This is a genomic window from Streptomyces incarnatus (genome assembly GCF_001027185.1).
In the GTDB taxonomy this organism is placed as follows: Bacteria; Actinomycetota; Actinomycetes; order Streptomycetales; family Streptomycetaceae; genus Streptomyces; species Streptomyces puniciscabiei.
The window spans coordinates 261,834-285,807 of record NZ_CP011497.1 but is presented as its reverse complement, the minus strand read 5'-3'; the positions used below and the strand labels follow the sequence as shown (position 1 = coordinate 285,807).

At 72.2% G+C, this 23,974-nt stretch carries 17 protein-coding genes and 2 pseudogenes; 11 read left to right on the top strand and 8 right to left on the bottom strand.

Annotation, left to right across the window (positions count from 1 at the left end):
* Positions 1-120: 120 nt before the first annotated feature.
* A complete protein-coding gene (locus ABB07_RS01310) occupies positions 121-2,190 on the top strand; it encodes a SpoIIE family protein phosphatase (protein WP_208896824.1) in 2,070 nt (689 codons plus the stop codon).
* A gap of 108 nt (positions 2,191-2,298) precedes the next feature.
* Here the strand turns inward: ABB07_RS01310 and ABB07_RS41915 are convergent.
* A pseudogene (locus tag ABB07_RS41915) lies at positions 2,299-3,000 on the bottom strand (PP2C family protein-serine/threonine phosphatase); the annotation flags it as partial.
* Positions 3,001-3,202: 202 nt separating this feature from the next.
* Here ABB07_RS41915 and ABB07_RS01300 point away from each other — a divergent pair.
* Complete coding sequence (locus ABB07_RS01300; protein ID WP_208896823.1) at positions 3,203-3,733, top strand: DUF488 domain-containing protein; 531 nt, start codon at positions 3,203-3,205, stop codon at positions 3,731-3,733.
* Between the two features lie 302 nt (positions 3,734-4,035).
* On the opposite strand, the gene ABB07_RS01295 is transcribed toward ABB07_RS01300, so the two are convergent.
* Both ABB07_RS01295 and ABB07_RS01290 read right to left on the bottom strand, forming a co-directional pair.
* Entirely contained in the window at positions 4,036-5,184 is a 1,149-nt protein-coding gene (locus tag ABB07_RS01295) for an enolase C-terminal domain-like protein (protein WP_208896822.1), read from the bottom strand.
* Positions 5,181-5,333 carry a hypothetical protein gene (locus tag ABB07_RS01290; RefSeq protein WP_208896821.1) on the bottom strand — a complete coding sequence of 51 codons (153 nt, stop codon included), beginning with the start codon at positions 5,331-5,333 and terminating at the stop codon, positions 5,181-5,183. Before ABB07_RS01290 ends, ABB07_RS01295 begins: the two co-directional genes overlap by 4 nt.
* A gap of 314 nt (positions 5,334-5,647) precedes the next feature.
* Here ABB07_RS01290 and ABB07_RS01285 point away from each other — a divergent pair, with 314 nt between their 5' ends.
* On the top strand, positions 5,648-7,387 hold the full coding sequence (locus tag ABB07_RS01285; protein WP_208903213.1) for a glycoside hydrolase family 15 protein: 1,740 nt from the start codon (positions 5,648-5,650) through the stop codon (positions 7,385-7,387).
* On the opposite strand, the gene ABB07_RS40430 is transcribed toward ABB07_RS01285, so the two are convergent.
* From ABB07_RS40430 to ABB07_RS01265, 5 genes and pseudogenes are all read right to left on the bottom strand, one after another.
* On the bottom strand, positions 7,315-7,785 hold the full coding sequence (locus ABB07_RS40430) for a YbfB/YjiJ family MFS transporter (RefSeq protein ID WP_279617420.1): 471 nt from the start codon (positions 7,783-7,785) through the stop codon (positions 7,315-7,317). The genes ABB07_RS01285 and ABB07_RS40430 overlap by 73 nt on opposite strands.
* A gap of 177 nt (positions 7,786-7,962) precedes the next feature.
* A pseudogene (locus ABB07_RS40425) lies at positions 7,963-8,418 on the bottom strand (aldo/keto reductase); the annotation flags it as partial.
* Positions 8,419-8,813: 395 nt separating this feature from the next.
* Entirely contained in the window at positions 8,814-10,445 is a 1,632-nt protein-coding gene (locus tag ABB07_RS01275) for a S53 family peptidase (protein WP_208896819.1), read from the bottom strand.
* Between the two features lie 121 nt (positions 10,446-10,566).
* On the bottom strand, positions 10,567-13,470 hold the full coding sequence (locus ABB07_RS01270) for a helix-turn-helix transcriptional regulator (protein ID WP_208896818.1): 2,904 nt from the start codon (positions 13,468-13,470) through the stop codon (positions 10,567-10,569).
* 230 nt (positions 13,471-13,700) lie between these two features.
* Positions 13,701-14,525 carry a class I SAM-dependent methyltransferase gene (locus ABB07_RS01265; protein WP_208896817.1) on the bottom strand — a complete coding sequence of 275 codons (825 nt, stop codon included), beginning with the start codon at positions 14,523-14,525 and terminating at the stop codon, positions 13,701-13,703.
* A gap of 525 nt (positions 14,526-15,050) precedes the next feature.
* Between ABB07_RS01265 and ABB07_RS01260 the strand changes: the two genes are divergently transcribed.
* From ABB07_RS01260 to ABB07_RS01225, 8 genes are all read left to right on the top strand, one after another.
* Positions 15,051-15,428 carry a TauD/TfdA dioxygenase family protein gene (locus ABB07_RS01260; RefSeq protein ID WP_244189161.1) on the top strand — a complete coding sequence of 126 codons (378 nt, stop codon included), beginning with the start codon at positions 15,051-15,053 and terminating at the stop codon, positions 15,426-15,428.
* Positions 15,425-16,318: an ABC transporter permease gene (locus tag ABB07_RS01255; RefSeq protein WP_208896816.1), complete on the top strand. Its 894-nt coding sequence runs from the start codon at positions 15,425-15,427 to the stop codon at positions 16,316-16,318. Before ABB07_RS01260 ends, ABB07_RS01255 begins: the two co-directional genes overlap by 4 nt.
* Complete coding sequence (locus tag ABB07_RS01250; protein WP_208896815.1) at positions 16,315-17,046, top strand: ABC transporter ATP-binding protein; 732 nt, start codon at positions 16,315-16,317, stop codon at positions 17,044-17,046. Before ABB07_RS01255 ends, ABB07_RS01250 begins: the two co-directional genes overlap by 4 nt.
* 37 nt (positions 17,047-17,083) lie before the next feature.
* Positions 17,084-18,130: an aliphatic sulfonate ABC transporter substrate-binding protein gene (locus ABB07_RS01245; protein ID WP_208896814.1), complete on the top strand. Its 1,047-nt coding sequence runs from the start codon at positions 17,084-17,086 to the stop codon at positions 18,128-18,130.
* A 38-nt stretch (positions 18,131-18,168) separates the two neighbouring features.
* A complete protein-coding gene (locus ABB07_RS01240; RefSeq protein ID WP_279617369.1) occupies positions 18,169-19,497 on the top strand; it encodes an LLM class flavin-dependent oxidoreductase in 1,329 nt (442 codons plus the stop codon).
* A gap of 421 nt (positions 19,498-19,918) precedes the next feature.
* Positions 19,919-20,902, top strand: a complete 984-nt coding sequence (locus tag ABB07_RS01235) for an ABC transporter permease (protein ID WP_208896813.1) — start codon at positions 19,919-19,921, stop codon at positions 20,900-20,902.
* A 100-nt stretch (positions 20,903-21,002) separates the two neighbouring features.
* Positions 21,003-21,842, top strand: a complete 840-nt coding sequence (locus tag ABB07_RS01230; protein WP_244189717.1) for an ABC transporter permease — start codon at positions 21,003-21,005, stop codon at positions 21,840-21,842.
* Complete coding sequence (locus tag ABB07_RS01225; protein WP_208896812.1) at positions 21,839-23,923, top strand: dipeptide ABC transporter ATP-binding protein; 2,085 nt, start codon at positions 21,839-21,841, stop codon at positions 23,921-23,923. Before ABB07_RS01230 ends, ABB07_RS01225 begins: the two co-directional genes overlap by 4 nt.
* Positions 23,924-23,974 lie beyond the last annotated feature (51 nt).

The window sequence follows — 23,974 nt, the reverse complement described above, 5'->3', positions numbered from 1 at the left end:
CAGCAATCACCGGCACCAGGTCCAGGTGTGTGCTGTCCCGCTCCGGGCCGACCATGGAGGGAGACGGAAAACCCGCCGGTACGGCAGGACCGAGGCGCTGAGCGGGAAGGACAATGAGGCATGGGCACGACGGACTCCTCCCGAGGGCGCGACGGCCGGTCGGCGGCGGGTCCCGCCGCGCCACCCAGCGGTCTGCTCGATCTGCTCAGCGTCGCCGCCGTGGTCCTGAACGCGCAGGGCCAGGTGGTGTTCTGGAGCGCGAAGGCCGAGGACCTGTTCGGCTACACCGCCGCGGAAGCGCTCGGTCAGTACGCGGCTACGCTGACGGTCCACGAGGAGCACCGGGACGCGGTGATCCAGCTGTTCGCCGAGGTCATGGAATCCGGCTCCGACTGGGCCGGGGCCTTCCCGATCCGCCACAAGGACGGCAGCACCCGCCTGGTGGAGTTCCGCAACATGCGGCTGCTCGACGACCTCGGTGACACCTATGCCCTGGGCCTGGCCGCGGACCAGGCGGCCGTGGAACGCGTCGAGCGAGACGCCTCCCTGGCCATGCGCCTGGTGTCCCAGTCCCCGGTCGGGCTCGCCATTCTGGACCCGGATCTGCGTTACCTGGCCATGAATCCCGCGCTCGAACGCATCACCGGCCAGTCCGCCGCCGACCGCCTCGGCCGGCCGGCGGGCGAGGTCCTGGCCTACCTGGACACGGACCCTGAGACACGTCTGCGCCGGGTCCTGGAGACGGGCGAGTCCGTCGTGGACCGGAACATCGTCTGCCGTCCCCCCGGCGACCCGGACCATGAGCACGCCTGGTCCGTGTCGTACTACCGGCTGGAGGATTCCGGCGGACGGGTGCTGGGCCTGGCCTACTCCGTCATCGACGTCACCGAGCGCCACCGTGCCGAGGTGGAGGCCGCACAGGCCCGGCAACGGCTGGCACTGATCGCCCGCGCCTCCGCCTCCGTGGGCACCACCCTCGATCTGGAGGCGACCGCACGGGAGCTCGCCGACGTCGTCGTCCCGGTCCTGGCCGATGTGGCGGCCGTGGACATACTCGACAGCGCCCTCGCCGGCCGGACACCGCCCCCTGAGGGCCCGGCCGTCTTCCGCGCCCTCGCCGTCAGCGCGGCCGACTCCGGTGAGGCGGTCCGCGCGGCCGACCCGCCCGGGGGAGTCGCCCACTACGACAGCGGCCATCCGGTGACCCAGTGCGTGTCCACCCGTCGACCGGTTCTGGTGCCGCACACCACCCGCCTGGACCTGGCGCGCATCGCCTGCCATGGCGACGCTGCCTCCCTCCTCGCGACGGCCGGGGTGCACTCCTACCTCGTCGTACCGCTCATGGCCCGGGGCGAAGTGCTCGGCGCTCTCGACCTCAAACGCACCCGGAACCCGACCCCCTTCGATGCCGACGACGCCTTCCTGGCCTGCGAGTTGGCCGCACGGGCCGCGGTCTGCATCGACAACGCCCGCGGATACCAGGCCCAGCGCCATGCGGCGCTCACCCTCCAGCGGAGTCTGCTCCCCGAGCCCCCGACGCGGCTGCCCGGGCTGGAGGTCGCCTGCCGCTATCAGCCTGCCGGCGCCACCAGCGAGATCGGCGGTGACTGGTACGACGCCATACCCCTCCAGGGCGACAAGACCGCCCTGGTCGTCGGGGACGTCATGGGCAGCGGTATCAACGCCGCCGCAGCCATGGGGCAACTCCGCAGCGCCGCCCGCGCCTTCGCCGAGCTCGACCTCGCCCCCGCTGAGGCCCTGCGGCACCTCGATCACCTGACCGAGGGGATCGAGCAGACCATCACCACCTGCATCTACTGCGTCTACGACCCCGATCGCGGCCAGTGCGAGATCTGCCTCGCCGGGCACCTGCCCCCGGCACTGATGCGCCCCGGACACGCGGCACACCTCCTCGACCTGCCCACCGGCGCGCCGCTGGGCGTCGGCGGAGTCCCCTTCGAGCCCACCACCATCACCTTCCACTCCGGCGACGAGCTGATCCTCTACACCGATGGTCTGGTCGAAACCCGCGGCGAACCCATCGACGCCCGCCTGGACACCCTCCTCGACGCCCTCACCGCGACCCGCGGCCACACCCTGGAGGACTCCTGCGACCGCATCCTGAACATCCTGCGCGCGCCCGGCGGTGAGGACGACGTCGCCCTGCTCATCGCCCGGGCCAGGCCCTGAGCGGTCACGGTGAGGGCACTGCGCCCTCCTCCGGCCCACGGCACCTCGCCCCGATGCCCCGGCGGCAGCGGCCGCCTGCCGGTCGTGAGGGCCGGGCAGGCGCAGGGCGAGCAGGGCGATGTCGTCGGCGCTGTGCCGGGCCAGCCCGGTCAGGAGCTCGTCGCAGAAGTCGTCGAGCGGCTCCCGGGCGAGCGCCGCGGCATGCCGGCGAAGCCTGGTGAGGCCGTGGTCGAGCGGCTCGCCACGGCGTTCCACCAGCCCGTCCGTGCAGAGCAGGAGCGCGGACCGGGCGGGCAGCGGCTCGACGGCATGAGCGCGGGGGAGGCCGGGATCGACACCGAGCAGGGCGCTGTGGCCGCCCTCGAGGAACCCGGTGTCGCCTTCGTGGGTGATCAGCAGGGGTGGCGGGTGACTGGCGTCGGCGTAGGTGAGCTGCCATTCGTTCGCCCGGTTCCGGGCGAGCAGCGCGTGCACGCAGCTGGCGGTGGCTCCGCCGTACAGGTGCTGGTAGGTCGCGTCCAGGTGGCGCAGGATGCGAGCAGCTTGAACAGTCCCAGCCGCCGGGCGTGCAGCGGGTTCCTCGCCTGCTCCACCGTCGGTATGTCGGTGAGCAGCAGGGGCCCGGCGCCGCGCGGCACGCGGGCCAGGGGGCCGGGGGCGGTCTCGGGCAGCGGGGGCAGGCACCCTTCCAGGGCCTCCGGCGGCGGGCGGCCCGTCCGGGATGCGGTGGGCGACACAGACACGGTGCGGATGGTCCTGCTCGTCCACCAGGTCGACGGCGCACCACTCGCCCACCTGCGGCACCGCCATCCGGCAGACCCGCCTCAGTCCCTCACGCACGTCAAGGGTGCTGGCCAGGGCGGAGGTGGCGTCCGCTGCAGCACCTCGTCGACGTCGTCGTCACGCATCTCCGCCTCACTCGCGCCCCCACCGCCGCGGTCACTCTCCGCACGGGCCACCCCGCCGCAGCCACCTCACGCCTGGGCCGCTGAAAAATGGAGACTCTGGCCTCATGGCCCGGGAACTGCTCACCTTCGGGCACAGTACGGCCGATCGCGAACGGATCGTGGCGTTGCTGCGCGGTGCGGACGTCGCGGCCGTCGTGGACGTGCGCACCGCGCCCGGCAGCCGTCGGCACCCGGACGTCTCCCGCCACCGGCTGGCCGAGTGGCTGCCGCGGCACGGAATCCAGTACCGGTGGGAACCCGATCTCGGCGGATTCCGCAAGGTGCCTCCGGACAGTCCCGACACCTTCTGGCACAACGCCTCCTTCCGCGGATACGCGGCCTACACCCGCTCGCCCCTGTTCGTCGCCGCCATGGACCGGCTGCTGCTCCGGACCGCGGACGTCCGTACGACCGTGATGTGCAGCGAGGCGGTCTGGTGGCGCTGCCATCGACGTCTCATCGCGGACTTCGCGGTCCTCGCCCGCGGTGTACCGGCCTACCACCTGATGCACGACGGAACCCTCGGCGCGCACACGGTGACGCCCGGCGCGCGCCTGCGCGAGGACGGGCTCATCGTCTACGACGGCGCGTCGTAGCGTCCGGCAGGGGCCGACCCTCACCCGTACGGATGGGGCTCACCGATTCCCTCGGGCGGGCGCTTCTCCGCCCGCCGCGCTGAAGGCGCCGAGCGCCTCGACCAGCGCCGCCCGCTGGGCCGGCCGCAGGCGACGGACGGTGCCGGCGCTCTCGGCCCGGCGCCGCACGCTGCCCCTGCTGACCGGCCTCTACTGCCGCCGCGCATGACAAAGGGAGCCGACCCGCCGTCGCACCCGCCGTGACGCGCCGGCCGATCTCGTCGTCGCGCCCGCCGGCGTGGTCGGACCGCCCGCCGACCCGGTCAGACCGTCCGTGCGCCGTACACGCGGTACCGCTCCGCGTCCGCCCACTTGATCTCCAGGCCGTGGCCCGGCCGGCCGGTGTCGGGGCGCAGGGTGCCGCCGTCGGGGGACAGCGTGCCGTCGAACAGCAGGCGCTCGCAGCGCACGTGGTCGTGGAAGTACTCCAGGTGCCGCAGCCGGCGCACGGCGCAGAACGCGTGGGCCGAGACCGCGGGCGCGCAGTGGGCGGACAGGTCCAGATGGTGGGCCCCCGCCAGGCCTGCCGCCTCCAGCACGCCGGTGATGCCTCCGCAGCGGGTGACGTCGGCCTGGAGACAGTCCACGGCGGGCCCCTCGACGAGATTGACGAAGTCCTGCGTGGTGTAGGCGTACTCCCCGGCCGCGATCTCCAGCCGCTCGGGTCCCCGCTCGCGCAGCATGCGCAGGCCCGCCAGGTCGGCGGAGCTGACGGGTTCCTCGAACCACCGCACGTCCCACTCGTCGTGGAACCGGCGGGCCCAGTACAGCGCCTGCTTGCGGCCCAGTGCCCCGTTGGCGTCGGTGAAGATCTCCGGCTCGTCGCCGATGGCCTTGCGGACGGCCGTCAGGCGCCGTGGGTCGCGTTCCGGGTCCCGGGAGGTCTTGAGTTTGACGCGCGGGATGCCCTGCTCCACCCAGCCGGTGAGCTGGTCGGTGAGGCGGTCCAGGGGGTAGTTGGTGAATCCGCCGCTGCCGTAGACCGGTACCCGGTCGTGCCAGGCGGGCAGGAGGTGGACCAGCGGCAGCTCCAGCAGCCTCGCCTTGAGGTCCCACAGCGCGATGTCCACTGCGGAGACCGCCATGGCGCCGACGCCGGGCCGGCCGGCATTGCGGATCTGCCGTCCCATCAGGTGCCAGACCGCTGCGGGCGAGGAGACGTCCTGTCCCCGTACGACATCCACGAGCTCGGACGCGATGAACGTGGCGACCGACACGTCCCCGTAGGTGTAACCGAGCCCGGTGCGACCGCCGGCCCGCACCCGGACCAGGACCATGGTGGTGGAGTCCCACTCCAGGGTGCCGTCCTCCTCGGTGCCCTCCGGTCCGTCGGTCGGGACCTCGAAGGCGTGCACGTCGACCGAGTCGATCCGGCAGGCCGTCAGCCCCTTGCCGGCCCCGTCGCCGCTCATGAGCGCCGTCCCGGCAGCGGCCCGGCCACCTCCGTGGGCTTCTCCTGCCGTACGCCTCGGGTGGCGATGCCCACCCGCTCCGGACCGCGTACGGCGGCGGGCCCGGCGGCCACCGGTACCGCCGAGGCGAGCGCCTCGTCCCATGCCATCGCGACCTCCTTCGGACGTGCACCTGCGCCGTCGACAACGGGTGACCCGTGACCCCACGGCGCAAACAGCCGGCGGACCCGCCGGTGATCGGGGGCTTCCTGGATACCGACCGGGTATCCCGCTCTGTTTGTCCCATGCGAAGTTCACCCCTCGGCCCGCGCTTCGGGTCACGTGTCAGGGCTGTGCGTGACGCCCGGCGCCGTCCTCCGCGGTGCGGGTTGTTTCCCGGCGGGCCGGGCGGGAACACCCGAGTGCCATGGGAGCGAGTGCCGTGGATGAGCGATCGGATGGGCCGGGACAGGCGCCGTACGGCATGTGTTCGCCGTGGGTGCTGCGGGAGTACGCGGTCCTCGCCGACGGCGAACGCGGTGCCGTGGTGGACCCGGAGGGGCGGATCGTCTGGCTGTGTGCTCCCCGCTGGCACAGTGACGCGGTCTTCTCCGCCCTGATCGGGGGCGGCGGGTACTTCGGTGTGGAACCGGTGGACCGGTGGCACGTGTGGGGCGGCTACTACGAGGACGGCACGCTGATCCGGGTCAGCCGCTGGGTGACCGCCGACTCGGTGGTGGAGTGCCGCGACGCGCTGGCGATGCCGGGCTCGGTGGACCGGCTCGTGCTGCTGCGCCGGATGCGCGTCGAACGGGGCGAGGCACGGCTGCGGCTCAGCCTCGACCCGCGGCCCGGCTTCGGCGCGGACCGGGTACGCGACCCACGCCTCGAAGGTGACCTGTGGGCCGCTGACGCCGGCGGTCTGCGGCTGCGGCTCCTCGGGGCGCACCGGGCGGCTTGGAACCCCGAGTCCGGCCTGCGCGGTGAGTTCCGGCTGCGCGAGGGCGAGCATCATGACCTCGTCCTGGAGCTGGCGCAGAGGGGCGGCACGGCGGCGCTGGACCCGGAGCGGCTGTGGAAGGACACGGAGGACGCCTGGCGGCGCTCCGTGCCCGACTGCTCGACCCTGGCCGCGCCGCGCGACGCCCGGCACGCCTACGCCGTCCTGCGCGGCCTGACGAGTTCCTCCGGGGGGATGGCCGCGGCCGCCACCACCTCGTTGCCGGAACGCGCGAACACCGGCCGCAACTACGACTACCGCTTCGCCTGGCTGCGCGACCAGAGCTACGCGGGCCTCGCGGTCGCCGCGCACGGCCCGCACGACCTGCTCGACACCGCGGTGCGCTTCACCGCCGAACGCATTCTCGCCGACGGCGAGGGCCTGCATCCCGCGTACGCCGTCGACGGCGGCCGCGTACCGGGCGAACGCGGGCTGCCGCTGCCGGGCTATCCGGGCGGCAACGACCGCATCGGCAACGACGCGGCCGAGCAGTTCCAGCTCGACGCGTTCGGGGAGGCCCTCCAGCTGTTCGCCGCCGCGGCCCACCACGACCGGCTCACGTCCGATGCCGAGCGGGCCGTCACGGTCGCGGTCGACGCGGTGGAGCGCAACTGGCGGCGGCCCGACGCGGGGCTGTGGGAACTGGACGAGCGGTGGTGGACCCAGTCCCGGCTGAGCGTGGTCAGCGGGCTGCGGAGGGCTGCCGAGGTACTGCCGGGGCGGTCGGGACAGCGGTGCGCCGAGCTCGCCGAGACCGTCTTCGCCGAGACGCGGCGCCGCTGTCTGCGCCCTGACGGCCGCTGGCGCCGGTCCGCCGACGACGACGGTCCGGAGGCCGCCCTGTTGACGCCGCTGGCCCGCGGCTGTCTCGCACCCGACGATCCGAGCGGTGAGATCACCCGCCGGTTCATCGAGGAGAAGCTGGCCGAGGACGGGTACCTCTACCGGTTCACGCACCCGGGAATCCCGCTGGGCGAGGCCGAAGGGGCGTTTCTGCTCTGCGGTTTCACCATGGCGCTGGCCACCGACCACCTCGGCGACCGCGCCACCGCGCTGCGCTGGTTCGAACGGACCCGGGCGGCCTGCGGGCCGTCCGGGCTGTTCGCGGAGGAGTACGACGTCCGTCAGCGCCAGTTGCGCGGCAACCTCCCTCAGTCCTTCGTCCACGCGCTCCTGCTGGAGTGCGCGGTCCGCCTCAACGACGCCTCGACACTGCCCGGTTGAGCGAGCGGGCCCGTACGGGCGGTCGGTGCCGCCGCGCCGGCCCGCCCGCAGCCGTGAGCGAGCAGGGCGGCAGCGAGACCGGCGACATGAACGGGGCGGCGGATGTCGTCCGTGGACATCTCTCCGTCCAGCCTCGCGCAGCCTGCAACCTCATCACCGGCCAGAATCCCCATTCGGCCGGGGATCTGGCAGACCGGCTGCTTGAGACTCGGTGGTCTGCTGCCGCGCAGCGCCGAGGCGGAACGCACCAGTTGCGGCAGGAAGGTACCGGCGAGAGCCCCGACCAGGTATCCGACGTAGTTGGCGGTGGCCAGGTTCGCCCCCGCCCCGGCCGACAATCCCGCCTGCGCGTGCATCAGCGGCAGGATCGGGGTGTACTCGAACCGGCCCACACCCATGCCGGTCGCCAGCGCGGCAGCGGCCTGCGATACGTGGACCCAGGGCGAACGGATCGCTCCTTCCGTGGTGAAAGCGGGGTCTCGCTGCGGTGTGGCCGTCATGCGCTGTTCCTCGGGGATGCTCGATGGACCATCCGACGAGGGGCTGGGCGCGCCGAGGCCGGATCCTGTGGTGTCGAGGTTGGCTCGCAGGTTGTCCTGCTGGAAGCGCGGCAGACGGCGCCGCTGGTCTTTCTGCGGCAGTTCGTCGGAGGTGAAGCGGCCGAGGAGGAAACCGCGGCCCAGCGGCGAGTACGGCAGAACGCCGATGCCGTGCTGCACGCAGTAGGGCAGGACCTCGGCCTGGACGTCCCGGGTCCACAGGGAGAACTCGGACTGGACGGTGGTGACCGGGTGGATCGCTCGGGCGCGTTCGATCTGCTCCACGCTCACCTCGGACAGCCCGATGAACCGCGCCTTGCCGGCGGTGACGGTCTCGGCCAGGGCGCACCAGGTCTCCTCGAGGGGCACCTCGGGGTCGACGCGGTGGAGCTGGTAGAGCTCGACATGGTCGGTGCCCAGGCGGCGCAGACTGGCGTCGATGGCGGCACGGACATGTTCGGGTCGGCCATGGGGCCTGACCAGCGGGGAACCGCCGGGGCCGCCGGCGCTGTTCGGTGGCTTCGACCGGGGAGCGCGGACGGCGGACATGATCGCGGCACGGTGGCCGCAGCCTTGCACGGTCCTGGTCTCGGTGACCGGCTAGCCAGTACTACTTCGCCATTGAGCGGGGGGAGTTGGGCACGATCACCCCCGACGGGGCGTTGGATCCGTTCACGCCGGCCGGTGACGGTGCCGCCTACCGCGCCAAGTTCACCGGTCCCTACGCCCAGCGCGGGTTCAAGGACATGGGGCCACGATGTCGGCGCAGGAGGTGTCGGGAGCGTTCGGCCAGGCTGTCCTGGACGCCGGTCGCCTCTGACATGGGGAACGCTCAAGCGCGGGCCGGAGTTCACGCCGGCCCGCGCTCGGTCGTCGGCCGCCGGTCGTCAGCCGAGCAGCTTGCTAGCCAGCGTCGCGGCGTTGTAGGAGCCCCAGCCGGTGGTGAAGTCCCAGCCGGTGCCCGCGGAGTAGGCGCCGTTGCTGCCACTGGTGATGTCGTGGAAGCCGGTGCCGCTCGCCGAGTACAGGGCGGGGTTGGCGAAGCCCAGGCCGGCCTTGCCGGCCGCAGCGGCCCGCTGGTTGTAGAGGGCCGCGAAGGCCGCCCACTCGGGGGCCGCGGCGCTGGTGCCGCCCACCGAGGACCAGGAACCCTGCGAGTAGATGGAGACACCCGGGCTGGGGTTGGCGTGGGCCGAGACGTCCGGCACCTGGCGGTAGCCGCCGCCGGCGCTCTTCTGCACCGCCGTCTGCCAGCTCGGGATCTTGAAGACGGAGGACTTGCCGCCACCGCCTCCGGACCAGGCCACCTCCTTGCTCCAGACGTTGGACGAGGTGACGGTCAGCTTGGTGCCGCCGACACCGGTGACATACGGGTCGCTGGCCGGGTAGTCGACGGAGGTGCCGCCGTCGCCCGCGTCGTCGGAGCCGTCGTCGCCGGAGGCCGCGTAGAACCCGAGGCCCTGGGCGGCGCCGGCCTTGAAGACGGCGTCGACCGCGTTGATGCCCGAGGTGGTGCGGGCGCTCTCGGCGGCACCCCAGCTGATCGAGGTGGTCGGGATGCCGCTGTCGACGATGGCCTGGTAGGTGTCGACCTCGCCGGCGTCGGAGTTGGGGCCCTCGAAGACGGTGACGTTGGCCTTGGGGGCGATGGCGTGCAGGACCTCGATGTCCAGCTCGACCTCGACCTGGCCGTCGCCGAGCGCGCCGGAGCCGCCGTCCACCTTCTGCACGGCCGGGGTGGGCGAACCGAGGCCGTAGTAGTTGTCGTAGGTGGTGATGTTGGACTGCTGGAAGCCGTCGAACTCCAGCAGCGCGATCTTCTGGCCGCTTCCGGTGTACGTGCCGGAGACGTTGTAGCCGCCCTTGAGCTGGGCCGGTGTGTACCCGCCGCCGGGACCGTTGTGGGGGCTGACGGTGTGCGGGGTCGCCTGGTGGTGCAGCTGGACGCGGTTGTTGAGGCCCGCCACGTCGCTGACGATCGACGCGATGGCGGCCGGCAGTGTCGGCGCGCTGTCGTTGGCGTAGAAGCAACGCCCGGTCTTCGCGTCCTTCCAGGTCGACAGCTTGGTGCCGAAGGCCTTCTCCAGCTGGGCGGCGGTGCCGTCGGCGTCGACCAGCAGGTTGCCGGAGTGGACCTTGCCGACGGTCAGGCCCTGGGCGCGCAGGTAGTCCTTGAGCTGCTTGATCTCGGCGTCGGTCCGGCCGAAGCGGGCAGCGAACCCGTGCCTGGTCAGGTAGTGGCCGTAGGAACTCGAGTGCGGGTCACTGACCTTGGCGACGAAGGTGTCAAGTGCCCTGCCGCCTCTGGGGGTCAGGCTGATCGCCACCGATATCCGCTTGCCGGCCGCGACGCTTCCGGTGCGGGCCGCGTTCTGCTTCAGGCCCGGCAGGACGTCTCCGGCGATGGCGGCCCGGGTCGCGTGCGGCTGGAGGGCGTTTGCGGCATGGGCGGCGGGGACGGCCGCGGCGAGCAGGGCCGGCGCGGCGACCAGACCGAGCAGTTTCAGACGTGACGTCACTGAAGTCCTCCGGGGAGTGGGGGAGTTGCTCCGGAATCGGAACGGCTTCACCGTAGGAACTTCGACCTCACCCCCATAAGCGGGGGAACCCTTGCGTTGCGTGTTAACAGCCGATGTCACGTCAACGGCGTGTGTCGAGAGCATGGTGGGCCGGTGTGCGGCTGGACCGGCTCACCAGCACGGCCGGCCCCGGTGGACCCCCTTGGCCGTCGTCGCCTCCGGAGTCGACGGCCGAGCCGGAGGCGATGACGGCGACCGCCATCGCGTGGGCGAGCGCGGTGCGCGAGCGGACCCCGACCTTGCGGTAGACCCGCGACAGGGTCCCCTCCACCGTCTTGACGCTGATGAACAGCTTCGCGGCGACCTCCCGGTTGGTGGCCCCGCCCCCGACCAGCTCGGCGATCCTGGCCTCGGTGGGGGTGAGTTCGGGTCGGCCCGCCCCCGCCTCACCGCTCCGGTCCCCGGCGTCCAGCCGGGACAGCTCGTCCCTGGCCCGCGCCGCGAGCGGGGCGGCGCCGATCCGTGTGGCGGTCTGCAGCGCCTCGCCGAGAACCGCGCGCGCCGCGCTCCTGCGGCGCGAGCGGCGCTCGACGGCCCCGAGGGCGATCAGGGTGCGCACCAGCTCGGCGGGCAAGGGGAGGTGACGCAGCCGGTCCGCGGCGGCACGCAGCCGCGCCGCCCCGTCCTTCGCCCGGCCGCTCCTCGCCTCCCGCAGCCCCTCCGCCCGCTCCAGAGCCGCCAGCGCGCTGCCGGGGGTGTCACCGGTCACACGTGCGCGGGCCTCGCGGAGTACGGCCCCGGCCTCGTCCGTCTCGCCGAGAAGGACCAGTGCTTCGGCCAGGTCGCCGTACCAGTGCAGCACAGGCGGGTCGGCGGCACACATGGCAGTGCCGAGCTCCCGCACGCGCTGCAGCGCCTCGACCGCGGACGCGGCGCCCCGCGGGTCGCCGGCGAGCAGACCGGCCTGTCCGAGCACGGCCAGCGAGCGCAGCAGGAACAGCCGGTCGCCGTCCGCCTCCGAGGCGCGTACCGCCTGCTCGGCCAGCCGCCGGGCCTCCTCGGCGGTGCCGCCAGCGGCGGCCGCCAGCGCGACCGCGTACAGCGCGGGAGCCGCCTCGGCCATGGCGCGCGAGCAGCGCGCCGCGGTGTGCAGTGCCTCGTGGCAGTGTCCGGCCCGGACCTGGATCCGGGTCAGGGCCACCAGGGTCGCCATGACCTCCTCGACACCGGCCAACTCTTCTATTGCGGGCAGGAGTTGCCCCACCTGCTCCGCGGCCTCGGTCACCCTGTCGGAGTCCAGGGCGAGGATCGCCCGCATCCGGATCAGCCGCCAGCTCTGCGGACCGCCGTCGGCGCCTCCGGCCAGCGCGAGCGCCCCCTCCAGGGCGGCTTCCGCCGCGACCGGATCGCCGGCCAGGGACCGCACCCGGGCGAGCGTGGCGAGCGCCCCGATCCGGGTCTCCGTGTCACCCGCCACGGCCGCCTGCCCGGCAGCGCGCCGGGCATGCCCTGCTGCCTCCTCCAACTCCCCGCACAGCAGCCCGCGTACGGCCGCCCAGTGGTGCAGCGGGGCCTCGGCCCCCGGATCGCCGACGGCGTCCCGGAGGCCGTCCTGGATCAGCGCGTGGGCACCCTCCAGCGCCTGCCCGGCGTTGCGCAGCAGGACCAGCCGGGCCCGCACCCGACGGCGTGCCGAGTCCGACTCGGCGAGGACCGCCTCCGCCGCCTCGGCCGCCTCCTCCCGTTGCCCGGCGTCGCAGGCGTACTCCGCCGCGGCCAGCAGCCGGTCGGCGCGGTCCGCGGGCCGGTCGCCGGGGGTGCGGCGGGCGGCGAGCCCGGCCAGTTCACAAGCGGTGCCGAGCGCGCCGTCGCGGCGCGCGTGCTCAGCCGCGGACATCAGGGTGCGGGCGGTGTTCTCGTCCTCGTGCGGGCGCGCGTGCGCGAGATGACGGGCCTGTTCGACGGGCTCCCTGAGCACGCGGGCCAGCAACGCGTGTGCCTGCCGGCGCTCGCTCTCGGTGGCGTCGGCGTAGACGGCGGCACGGATCAGCGGATGCCGGAAGCGTACGGTTCCGTCGGTGTCGGTCGCCGCCACGCCGAGCCGTTCCGCCTCCGCCAGGTCCGCGGCGGGGTCGGGGAGCCCGGCGGCGCGCAGCAGGGTGAGGTCGGGGCGGGTGGCGGCGCTGGTGACCAGGAGCGTGCGCCGCGCCGTCTCCGGCAGCGTGCGCGTCTCGTCCAGCAGCAGGGCGCGCAGTCTTCGGGGCACGGGCGGCGTCGGGCCGAAGGCCACGGGACCCGGGCCGCGCAGGGCGGCTGCGCGCCCCAACTCCAGTGCGTACAGGGGGTTTCCGGCGGCCGTGTCCTGGATCGCCCGCAGCACACTCGGGGGCAGGTCGGTGCCGGTTCCGGTGCGCAGGAGACGGGCCACATCGTCGTCCGTCAGCGGCGGTACCGGAAGTTCGAGGGTGCCCGGCGGGCAGCAGTGCGGTCGCTCCGGCTGTTCGCCGTCCGCCACCCGCTCCGCGGCCACCACCCGTATGTCCAGGTCGCCGAGCCGGCGTACGGCGAAGGCCAGCACCTCGGCGGTGTGATCGTCGAGCCACTGCAGGCCGTCGAGCACCAGCACGACGGGGCCGGTGGCGGCCAGGGTGCGCAGCACGCCGAGAACGGCGACACGCACCGCGAGACGGCCGCGGCCGTCCGCCGGTTCCGCGCCGCGCAGCAGGGCTGCCCTCAGTGCCGCCCGGGGCTCCGGCGCGAGGGTTTCCGGGCAGCTCTCCGGTACCCGCGCGAACAGGTCGACGAGCCCGACGAACGGGAGCCGGGCGTCCTCCTCGGCGGGCGAGCAGTGCAGCACCGTGCCGCCCGACGGGGCATGCGCCGCCAGGGACGCCGTGAGGGCTGCCACGAGCATGGACTTGCCGATCCCGAGGGGACCGTGGAAGAGGACTCCGGGACGGGCCGTCAGTTCGGCCCGGGCGGCGTCGAGCAGCTCGCGGCGCCCGGTCAGTGACCGTGCTCCCATCGCGGCCGCCCGTCCTCCGCCGTGGGGGTGGCACCCGTGACCTTCGCGCGGGTTCCGTCCGATGACCGGTTACACCCGGCACCGAGGGCGAAACCATCGGTACGGCGAGTGCGGCGGGCGCCGGGACGAAGGATCATGTGTTCATGACAACCCGCGTGTATTCGCGTTGTCAATGAGGGACTTCACGTGGCCCGTGCGCAGCACCCCACCGACACGCACCACGGATGCGGTCAAGGGCGCCGAGCCGGCTTGTGTGCCAGTTCGTAGGCGTAGCCGACCGTTTCGGTGAGGTGGCCGTCGGCGGCGAAGGGGCCGAGTTCGGCGGTGAGGCCGGCGTCGAAGTCGCCGGCGTGGTCCACGAGAACCGAGGGCGGCAGGAAAGATGTCGACCGGATGTGGCCGGCGAGTTCGCCGATCGTCCAGCGGTGCTCGACGGAGAACTCATGACGTCCGGCGGGCTCGAGACCGGCACGGGCCAGCACATCCCGGTCGGGGTCCTGGCGCCTGGCCCGGTCCCAGCCCGGGGGAACGCGGCAGGACGCGCCGAGGGCGTCCTGCCACCCGCGCAGCATGCCGTCGAGCGCCCGCTGCCAGTTCCGGGGGCCGGTCCACGGGCTGGTCGACCAGCACAGCGCGAGGCAGCCGCCAGGCTCGAGCCAGTCGTGGGCGCGCTGGGCGACGAGGGCGCGGGGGAGCCGGTGGAAGGCATTGCCGATGACGATCAGCTCGAAGCCGCCCGGTTCCGCGTGGAGTTCCTCGGCGCCGACGGTGATCGTCCGGATGTGGGCGGCGCCGGAAGCGTCCGCCTTGGCGCGGACCACCTCGGTCATGCCGGGTTCGGCGTCCACGGACCACACTTCCGCGAACCGGTCGTGCAGGGGGAAGGTGAGCTGGCCGGTGCCGCAGGCCAGGTCGAGCAGGCGTCCCTGCCCCGACGGCGCTGCCCGGCGGGCCAGATCGGCGATCATCGTGTCGGGGTAGGGGAGACGGAACCGGTCGTAGTAGTCGGCGGTGCCCCGGTAGAGGCCGGGCTCGAACCTGATCTCACTGACCATGCGATCACCATGGCACAGGGCGGCCCGGCTCCCGGACGTGCGACGGCGGTCCGTGTCCGCAATGCAAGACCCCTGCGGGAAGTCCTTGACCAGCGTGACGGACCTCTGCTGAACTCCGGTCCCATGAACCCGCGCGTGGACCTCACTCGGCGGCGCCACATCGATCTGGCGCACGTCTCCAGCGCGTTCTGTTGTCGTTGAGCCGGTACGTCCTCGGGTGGCGTCCGGGGCCTCGTACGGTGCCTGGCGGGACCGTCGTCGCCACGTCCTGAACGTCACCTTCCCTGGCTCTCCTCCACGGCCCTCCGCGCAGATTCGAGCAGGCCGAGGACTTCACTGAAGCCCGGATGAGCGGTCGGCCCGGCCTGCATCCGGTGCTCTCGCCGCCGTCTTCTCGCCCCTCCCGTGTCACGACCTGACGACCACCCACTCCCTGGTGGCCGGCCGCGCCGGTCGTCCCCGCACGCCAACTCCCCGGCTCCCAGCGCTTTGTGCTGCGCTCGCCTCCTCGACAAGGACCTCCCCATGCCTCCGTCCATCCGCAAGCTGACCGGCCGTATCGGCCCGGTCGTCGAGGGCGTCGACGTCACGGCGCCGCCCCGCCCCTCGACGGTCGCCACGCTCCGGCAAGCCCTCAACGAGCACAAGGCCATCGTGTCCGACCAGGTGAACCTCGACAACGCCGGTCAGGAGCGCCTGGCCGCGTGGTTCGGCGAACTCACCACCGCGCACCCGAACGTGCCGGCCGCCGACGGCACCACGAGGGTGCTCGCCGTCGACAGCGCGACGTCCACGGCCGACGAGTGGCACACGGACGCCACCTTCGTGGTCAACCCGCCCCAGGTCGGGCAACTCGTCGGTGTCGCCTCGTCCTACCCCGGCGTCCTGGAGGCGGCGGCATGACCGAGATCCCCCTCAGGGCACCGGCCGTCACCAGGACCACCGACGCCGAGCCGGAGAGTGGGCGGGACCGGGACGTCTTCCTGCCCCGCGACGCGCGCCGCCGGACACCGTTCGGCACGCTGCGCGAGCGCCTTCGCTGGCCGCTCGGGATCTACACGACTCCGGTCGTGATCCTGATCGCCTGGGAGGTTCTCGCCAGGGCCGGTGTGCTGGCGAAGACATACGCTCCGGCGCCGACCTCCATCGTGAAGTCCGCCGCGGATCTGTGGAATCAGGGCGTGCTCGGCCCGGACGTGGCCATCTCGCTGCAACGCGCCGGTATCGGGCTGCTGATCGGTCTGACGGTGGGCATCGTCGCCGGGGTGCTGGGCGGTCTGCTGCGCAGCGGTGAGTACCTGTTCAACGGCGTGGTGCAGGTCCTCAACACGATCCCGCTGCTGGCGGTGCTGCCGCTGATGATCGTGTGGTTCGGCATCGACGAGCTCACGAAGGTGCTGCTGATCTCGTTCGGTGCGGGCGTCCCGATGTATCTCAACCTGTTCGCCGCCATCAGAGGCGTCGACCAGCGCCTGATCGAGATGGCGCGGACGACGGGCGCGGGCACGTGGCGCATCGTGACGCGGGTGCTGGTGCCCGGAGCCCTGCCCGGATTCCTCGTCGGGCTGCGCTTCTCCCTCGCGTACAGCGTGCTGGGCCTCGTCGCCGCCGAAACGGTCAACGCCGACAAGGGACTCGGCTTCCTCATCACTCAAGGGCAGACCTACCTGCAGACCAACCAGGTCTTCGTGGGGCTGGTGATCTACTCGCTCCTCGGTCTGCTCGCCGACCAGTTCGTCCGGGTTCTCGAGCGGGTGCTGCTGCGGTGGCGCCCCGGTTATGAGGCGTCATGAGCACCACGATCGGGACACAGACCCGGCGGCAGACCGGAGTCGTCGTCGAGCAGGTCGTCCGCCGGTTCGGTGACCGGGTGGTGCTCGACCGCCTGGACCTCACCATCGCCGAGGAGGAACTGGTGATCCTGCTGGGCCCCTCCGGCTGCGGCAAGAGCACCCTCCTGAGACTGATCGCCGGCCTGGACCGGCCCGACGGCGGCCGGGTGGAGGTGCCGGCGAAGCGAGCGATCGTGTTCCAGGCCGACCGGCTGCTGCCGTGGCAGCGGGTCCTGCGCAACATCACGCTCGGCCTGTACGGGCCCGACGCGGAGCAGCGAGCCCGTGACGTGCTCGCCGAGGTCGGACTCGCGGGACGCGAGAAGGCGTGGCCCAAGGAGCTCTCCGGCGGTGAGGCCCAGCGGGTGTCGCTCGCGCGGGCACTGGTCTCCGAGCCCGAACTCGTCCTGCTGGACGAGCCGTTCGCGGCCCTCGACGCGATCACCCGGCTGCGCATGCACGACCTCGTGCGGGCGCTGCGCAGCAAGCACCACGCGGCCATGCTGCTGGTCACCCACGACGTCGACGAGGCGATCGCCCTGGCGGACCGCATCGTCGTCATGAGCGACGGGCGCATCGGCGCCTCGCACCGCGTCCAGCTCTCGGCAGCGGACCGCGAGGCGAGCGTCGCCCGTGAGGAGCTGCGCGCCGCGCTCCTGCACGACCTCGGTATCGCCGAACACCACTGACCGCCCTTCCCCCTGCACAGAAAGCCGGAAAGAAACCATGTACAGAAGAAGCACCCGCCTCGTCGGCGCCGTCGGTCTGCTCGCCCTCACGGGCGCCCTCGCCGGATGCGGCGCGTCGTCGCAGGCGGCGCCGCTGGCCAAGTCGAGCGGCAGCACGTCCGCGCACCCCGAGTGGAGCAAGTACACGTTCACCATCGGCGACAACGGCGGTGACGGCAGCGAGGCCCTGGCGAAGATCACCGGGGCGTTCGCCGACGCGCCGTACAAGGTGAAGTTCGCCCGCTTCACCTACGGCCCGCCGCTGGTGCAGGCAGCCGCGTCGGGCGACATCGACCTGGGCGCCGTCGGTGACGTACCGCCGATCACCGGTGCCGCGAAGGAGTACGGCTTCAAGATCGTGGCCGTCAACCGCTCGCTCACGCCCAGCCAGTCGAATGAGAACATCATCGTGCCGAAGGGGTCGAAGCTGAGGACGCTCGCCGACCTCAAGGGCAAGAGGATCGCCGTGCCGCAGGGCAGTTCGGCCCACGGTCTCGCCCTCAACGCGCTGAAGAGCGCCGGCCTCGGCCCCAAGGACGTGCACCTGGTCTTCCTCGACCCGGCGGCCAGCGCCACCGCGTTCAACACCGGCAAGGTGGACGCCTGGTCGATCTGGAACCCGCAGTCGGCGATCGCGGTCAAGAACGGGGCACGGATCCTGGCCAAGGGCCTGCCGCCGATCGACCAGACGAGCAGCTACTACGTCGCCACCGGGAAGTCGCTCGGTGACAAGACGAAGCGGGCGGCCCTGACGGACGTACTGCAGCGGCTCGCACGCGAGTTCTCCTACGCGGTCAAGCACGAGGACACGTACGCGCAGGCCATCTCCGAGGAGGAGGGCATCCCGCTGGCCGATGCCAAGGCGTCCCTGAAGGCCTTCGAGACCCGGGTGACTCCGATCGGGAAGCCGGACATCGCGGCGGAACAGAAGCTCGCCGACGCCTTCCTGACGGCGGGCCAGATCACCAAGAAGGTCGACGTCCCCTCGATCACGGACAACCTCCTCCCGGCCGGCTACGACAGCTCGAAGCTGAGCTTCGGCTGAGCCCCGCCGTCCACCTCGACACGCAAAGGAGAGCTGACGTGAGCACCGGATCGCGGCAACTCCACCTCAACGCCTTCCTCATGGAGGCGGGGCACCACGAAGCGGCGTGGCGGCTCCCCGACAGCAACCCACGGGCGGACTTCGACCTCCAGCACTGGATCGGGCTGGCCCGGCTCGCCGAGAGCGCCAAGTTCGACTCGCTGTTCCTCGCGGACGGCCCGGCCCTCATCGGAACCGGCGAGTTCCGGCCACCGGGCCAGCTGGAACCGCTGACGCTGCTGACCGCGCTGTCCCAGGCGACCAGCAGGATCGGCCTCATCGCGACCGTGTCGTCGACGTACAACGAGCCGTACAACCTCGCCCGCCGGCTCGCCTCCGTCGACCACGTCAGCGGGGGCCGCGCCGGCTGGAACATCGTCACCTCGGCCGGCGCCGACGAGGCGGCCAACTTCGGCCTCGACGACCGCCCGAGCCACGCCGAACGCTACGCCCGCGCCGATGAGTTCCTCAAGGTGGCCAAGGCGCTGTGGGACAGCTGGGAAGCCGAGGCCGTGGCGGCCGACAAGACCACAGGGCAGTACGCCGACCCCGCGCGGCTGCACCGACTGGGCCACCACGGCAGGTACTTCAAGGTGGCCGGGCCGCTCAACGTCGAGCGCCCTCCGCAGGGCCACCCGCTGCTCGTCCAGGCCGGCTCCTCCGAGGACGGCAAGGACTTCGCGGCCCGCCACGCCGAGGCGATCTTCACCGCCCACTCCACGTACGAGCGTGCCGCCGCCTTCTACGCCGACATCAAGGCACGGACCAGGGCCGCGGGGCGTGACCCGGACGGTGTGATCGTCCTGCCGGGCATCGTCCCGTACATCGGATCGACGGAGGCCGAAGCCCGCGCGCTGGCCGGGCAGTTCGACGAGCTCCGCGTCCCGCAGTACGGGCTGCGCCAGCTGGCCGCGGTCTTCGAGACCGATCCGTCGGTCTTCGAACTCGACGAGCCCTTGCCGGACTTCATTCTGGCCCGGCCCAAGCTGGAGGGCTCGCAGAGCCGTTCCGACCTGATCATCGAGCTCGCGGTGCGCGAGAAGCTCACGGTGCGGCAGATCATCTCCCGGCTCGGCGGCGGGCGCGGTCACTTCGAGTTCGTCGGCACCCCCGAGCAGGTCGCGGACACGATCATCAGCTGGTTCGAGGGGGGCGCCGCGGACGGGTTCAACATCATGGCACCCGCGCTGCCGTCGGGTCTCGCCGCCTTCGTCGAGCAGGTGCTGCCGATCCTGCGCGGCAAGGGGCTCTTCCGTGAGGAGTACGAGGGCACGACCCTGCGCGAGCACTACGGACTCCCGGTCCCGCCGAACCAGTTCCATGCCTGACCCGCGGCTCGGGGAGCAGTCGGCCGCCGATTCGGCCCGTCTCCTGGATGTACCGGGAGTCGGGCAGAACGAAGCGGCCGATGCCGGGCTCTCCTACGGCGGTGCGGCTGACCGGGCGGCGAGCGAACTCCCGCGCCGGCTGCGCGATCGTAACGGCCGGGCACATCAAGATCGTCCGAATTGCGCGGTATTCCGGATCGTGTGCTACGGCAACATGTCGAGATCATGGCGACACCAGGCAAGACCTGGTGCCGCAGCAAAGTACGGACCAAGCTGACGTGTACACATCCGTGGTCACGTCCGTGGGACACATTCGTGGCTCCCTTCCGTACCCGCAGAAAGCCTCACCGCGCATGCAATCGACCTGTCTCCCCGGCGCTCCCGAGACACACGTCCCGTGTGTGGTGAGGAGGTGCCGGACGTGCTGCGCCATGTGACACGCAAGGCGGTCGGCTGGCTCCTGATGATCGTGGTCGCCACGAACGCCACCTACTTCCTGGCCAGTTGGTTCCTGGACCCGCGGTCGAACTTCAAGGAGCTGCGGCCCGTCCGCAGCGAGGCACAGATCGACCGCGCCCTCGCGCCGTACAACCTGGACCCCCGGGTGCCGCTGGTGCACCGCTGGTGGGACTGGCTCACCTCGGTGACCCTGCGCTTCGACTGGGGGAAGTCCCCCACCGGCGTCTCCGTCAACGGCGAAGTGGGCTACCGGGCGCTCGTCAGCGCGGAGCTGGTCCTCGTCGCGACCGTCCTGTCCGTCGTGATCGGTGTCGCGCTCGGTGTCTACACCGCCGCACGGCAGTACGGCTGGGCCGACCGGTTGTCGCAGGCCGTGTCCATCGTGGTGTTCAACGTCCCCACCTCCGTCGCCGCCCTCGCCGTGGTCTTCGTCGCCATCTGGCTGAACCAGCACGCCGGGCTGCACTTCCTCTACGTCGCCGGGGAGAACTCACCGGGCGTCGACGGGCTGCTCCCCACGATCGGTGACCGCCTCCTGCACCTGATCCTGCCGACCCTGACCCTCACGCTCATGGGTTACGTCGGCTACCACCTGACCCAGCGCTCGCTGCTGCTCGACACACTCCACGCCGACTTCGTGCGCACCGCCCAGGCCACCGGGCTCACCCGCGGCCAGGCCATCCGCCGGCACGCGCTGAGGGCCGCGCTCATCCCGACGGCCGCTTCCGTGGCGTTCAGTGTCCCGGCCGTCTTCACCGGCGCCGTCATCACCGAGACGATCTTCGGCTGGAACGGCATGGGCCGCTACTTCATCCAGACCATCAGCAAGAACGACGTACACGGCACGGTCGCGACGGCCGCCTTCGCCGCAGCACTGACCGCGATAGGGGCGATCCTCGCGGACATCGCCACGGTCTTCCTCGATCCGCGGGTGAGGGTGAGCTGACGTGACCACAGACGTGTCCTCCTCTCCGGCCGCCGGACAGGCATCACAAGCGGCGGCCACCACGCGTGGCCGCACCGGCCTCGGCCTCGGCCGGCTCTATGTGCGGCGCTTCCTGCGCAACCGCCTCGCCGCCGTCGGAGTGGTGATCCTCGTGCTGCTGGTGCTGTTCGCCGCGCTCGGCGGACGGTTCACCTCCTACGCGTACACCGACGCCGACTTCGCCGCGCTCACCCAGCCGCCGAGCGGCGCGCACTGGTTCGGCACCAACCAGGGCGGCAACGACATCTACGCCTGTGCCGTGCACGGGCTCCAGCGCTCCCTGACGATCGCCGTGAGCGTGTCGGTCCTGACGATCGTCCTGGCCGCGGTCATCGGCTCCGGCGCCGCGTACTTCGGCGGCCGGGTCGAGCGGGCGACCCTCGCGGTCATCCACTTCCTGCTGATCGTTCCCTCGTTCCTCATTCTCGCGCTGGTCTCCCACCGGCTGGCCGGCGACTGGCGCGTCCTCATCCTCGTGCTGACCGTGTTCGGCTGGATGCCCACCGCACGGGTGATCTGGTCCGTCTCGACCTCGCTGCGCGAACGGGACTACGTGAAGGCGGCCGAGTTCATGGGCGTCGGCCCGCTGCGCATCATCGTCCGCCACATCATCCCCAACCTCGGCTCCCTGCTGATCGTCAACCTGACGCTCGGAGTCGTCGCGACCGTGCTCAGCGAAACCGCCCTCTCTTTCCTGGGTTTCGGCGTCCAGACCCCGGACGTCTCCCTCGGCACGATGCTCGCGGACGGCGCGAGCACCGTCACGAGCGCCCCGTGGCTCTTCGCCTTCCCCGCGGGGCTGGTCGTCCTGCTCACCGTGTCGATGACCTTCATCGGGGACGGCCTGCGCGACGCCCTCGACCCCACGTCCGTGACCGGCGCGGCAGGAGGCCGACGATGACCCTGGCGACCCCGCTGCCCACCCCGGCACCCTCCACCGGAGCCGATCCCGTCCTCTCCGTGCGGGACCTGCGGATCTCCTTCCCCTCCGAGGCGGGCGCCGTCGAGGCGGTGCGGGGCGTGGGCTTCGACCTGCTGCCCGGCCGTACCCTCTGCATCGTCGGCGAGTCGGGCTCGGGCAAGTCGGCCACCGCGATGGGGATCATGGGCCTGCTGCCGCCCTCCGCCGACCTGCGCGGCCAGGTGCTGCTCGGCGGACAGGACCTCGTCGGCCTCGACGACCGGGCCCTGTCGAGGATTCGCGGCAACTCCATCGGCATGGTCTTCCAGGACCCGCTGTCCGCCCTCACGCCGATCTTCTCGGTGGGCAGGCTGCTCTCCGACGCGCTGCGGGTCCATCAGGACCTGACGAAGCGGGCCGCCTGGGAACAGGCCGTCGAACTGCTCGACCTCGTCGGCATCCCCGACCCGCGCCACCGGGCCGCCGCCTTCCCGCACGAGTTCTCCGGCGGCATGCGCCAGCGCGTGGTCATCGCCCTGGCCATCGCCAACGGACCGTCCGTGCTCGTGGCCGACGAACCCACCACCGCACTCGACGTCACCGTGCAGGCCCAGATCCTCGAGGTGCTGCGGCTGGCGCAGCAGGAGACCGGTGCCGGTCTCGTCCTGATCACGCACGACCTCGGGGTCGTCGCGGGCCACGCGGACGATGTCGCCGTCATGTACGCGGGCCGATTCGTGGAACACGCGGGCGCCGAGGAACTCTTCCGCCGGCCGACGATGCCGTACACCGCACGACTGCTGGCCGCCGTGCCGACCGTGGACGGCGGGGCCCGCCGTCCCCTGGTCCCGATCGGCGGAGAGCCCCCCGCCCTGGTGGGCCTCCCGGACGGCTGTCCCTTCGCACCCCGCTGTGCCGTCGCCCTCGACGCCTGTCGCTCCGGCGAACCGGAGCTGCGCCAGGTCACCGGACACGGGCACGTGGCCTGTCTGCGTGCCGCCGAGATCGCCGGCGGATCCCTGGACCCGGCGGGGGAGGCCGCGCCCGTCAGCCGGCCGGCGCCGTCGGGGCGTGCCGAGGCCGGCGAGGTGGTGCTCCGCGTCGAGGACCTCGTCAGGACCTTCCCGGTCACCAAGGGCGCCCTCCTCAAGCGCCGGGTCGGCACGCTGCACGCCGTCAACCGGGTCGGCTTCGAACTGCGCGCCGGCGAGACGCTCGGCCTGGTGGGGGAGTCCGGCAGCGGCAAGACGACCACGCTCATGGAGATCCTCCGGCTCCGGCGGCCCGAAGGCGGCCGGATCGAGATCTCCGGCACCGACATCGGCACGGTGGCCTCCGGTTCGCGGGTACGGGAGCTGCGGCAGGACGTACAGATCGTCATGCAGGACCCCTTGGGTGCCCTGGACCCCCGCATGCCCGTCTACCACCTGCTGGCCGAGCCTCTGCGGGCGATCGGGCGCGACCGCGAGTCGATCCGCGCACGCGTCCGCGAACTGCTGACGCTGGTCGGTCTGGACGACGCGGTGAGCGACCGCTTCCCCGCCCAGCTCTCCGGGGGCCAGCGCCAACGGGTCGGTATCGCCCGTGCCCTGGCGACGGAGCCGAAGCTGCTCGCGCTCGACGAGCCGCTGTCCGCCCTGGACGTCTCGGTGCAGGCCGGGGTGATCAACCTGCTGGCGCGGCTCCAGCGTGAACTCGGACTCGCCTACCTCGTGGTCGCCCACGATCTGGCCGTGGTCCGGTACATCTCCGATCGCATCGCGGTGATGTACCTGGGGCACATCGTCGAGACCGGGGACACCGAGGCGATCTTCTCCGATCCGAAACACCCCTACACCCGTGCGCTGCTGTCGGCGATCCCGATACCCGACCCCGTACGGGAACGCACCCGCGAACGCGTCGTGCTGGAGGGCGAGCAGCCGAACGCCGCACGCATGCCCGCGGGGTGTGTCTTCGTCGACCGCTGCCCGCTGTACCGCCGTGCCGACGACGAACTGCGGCACCGCTGCCGCACGGAGCCCCCCGCGCCGACTGCCGTGGCCGCGCGGCCCGGTCACCAGTACGCCTGCCACGCCGTGTGAACACCGGCCCCGGCAACCGGGGACCACTCTCCTTCCCTCACCGAGACCTCC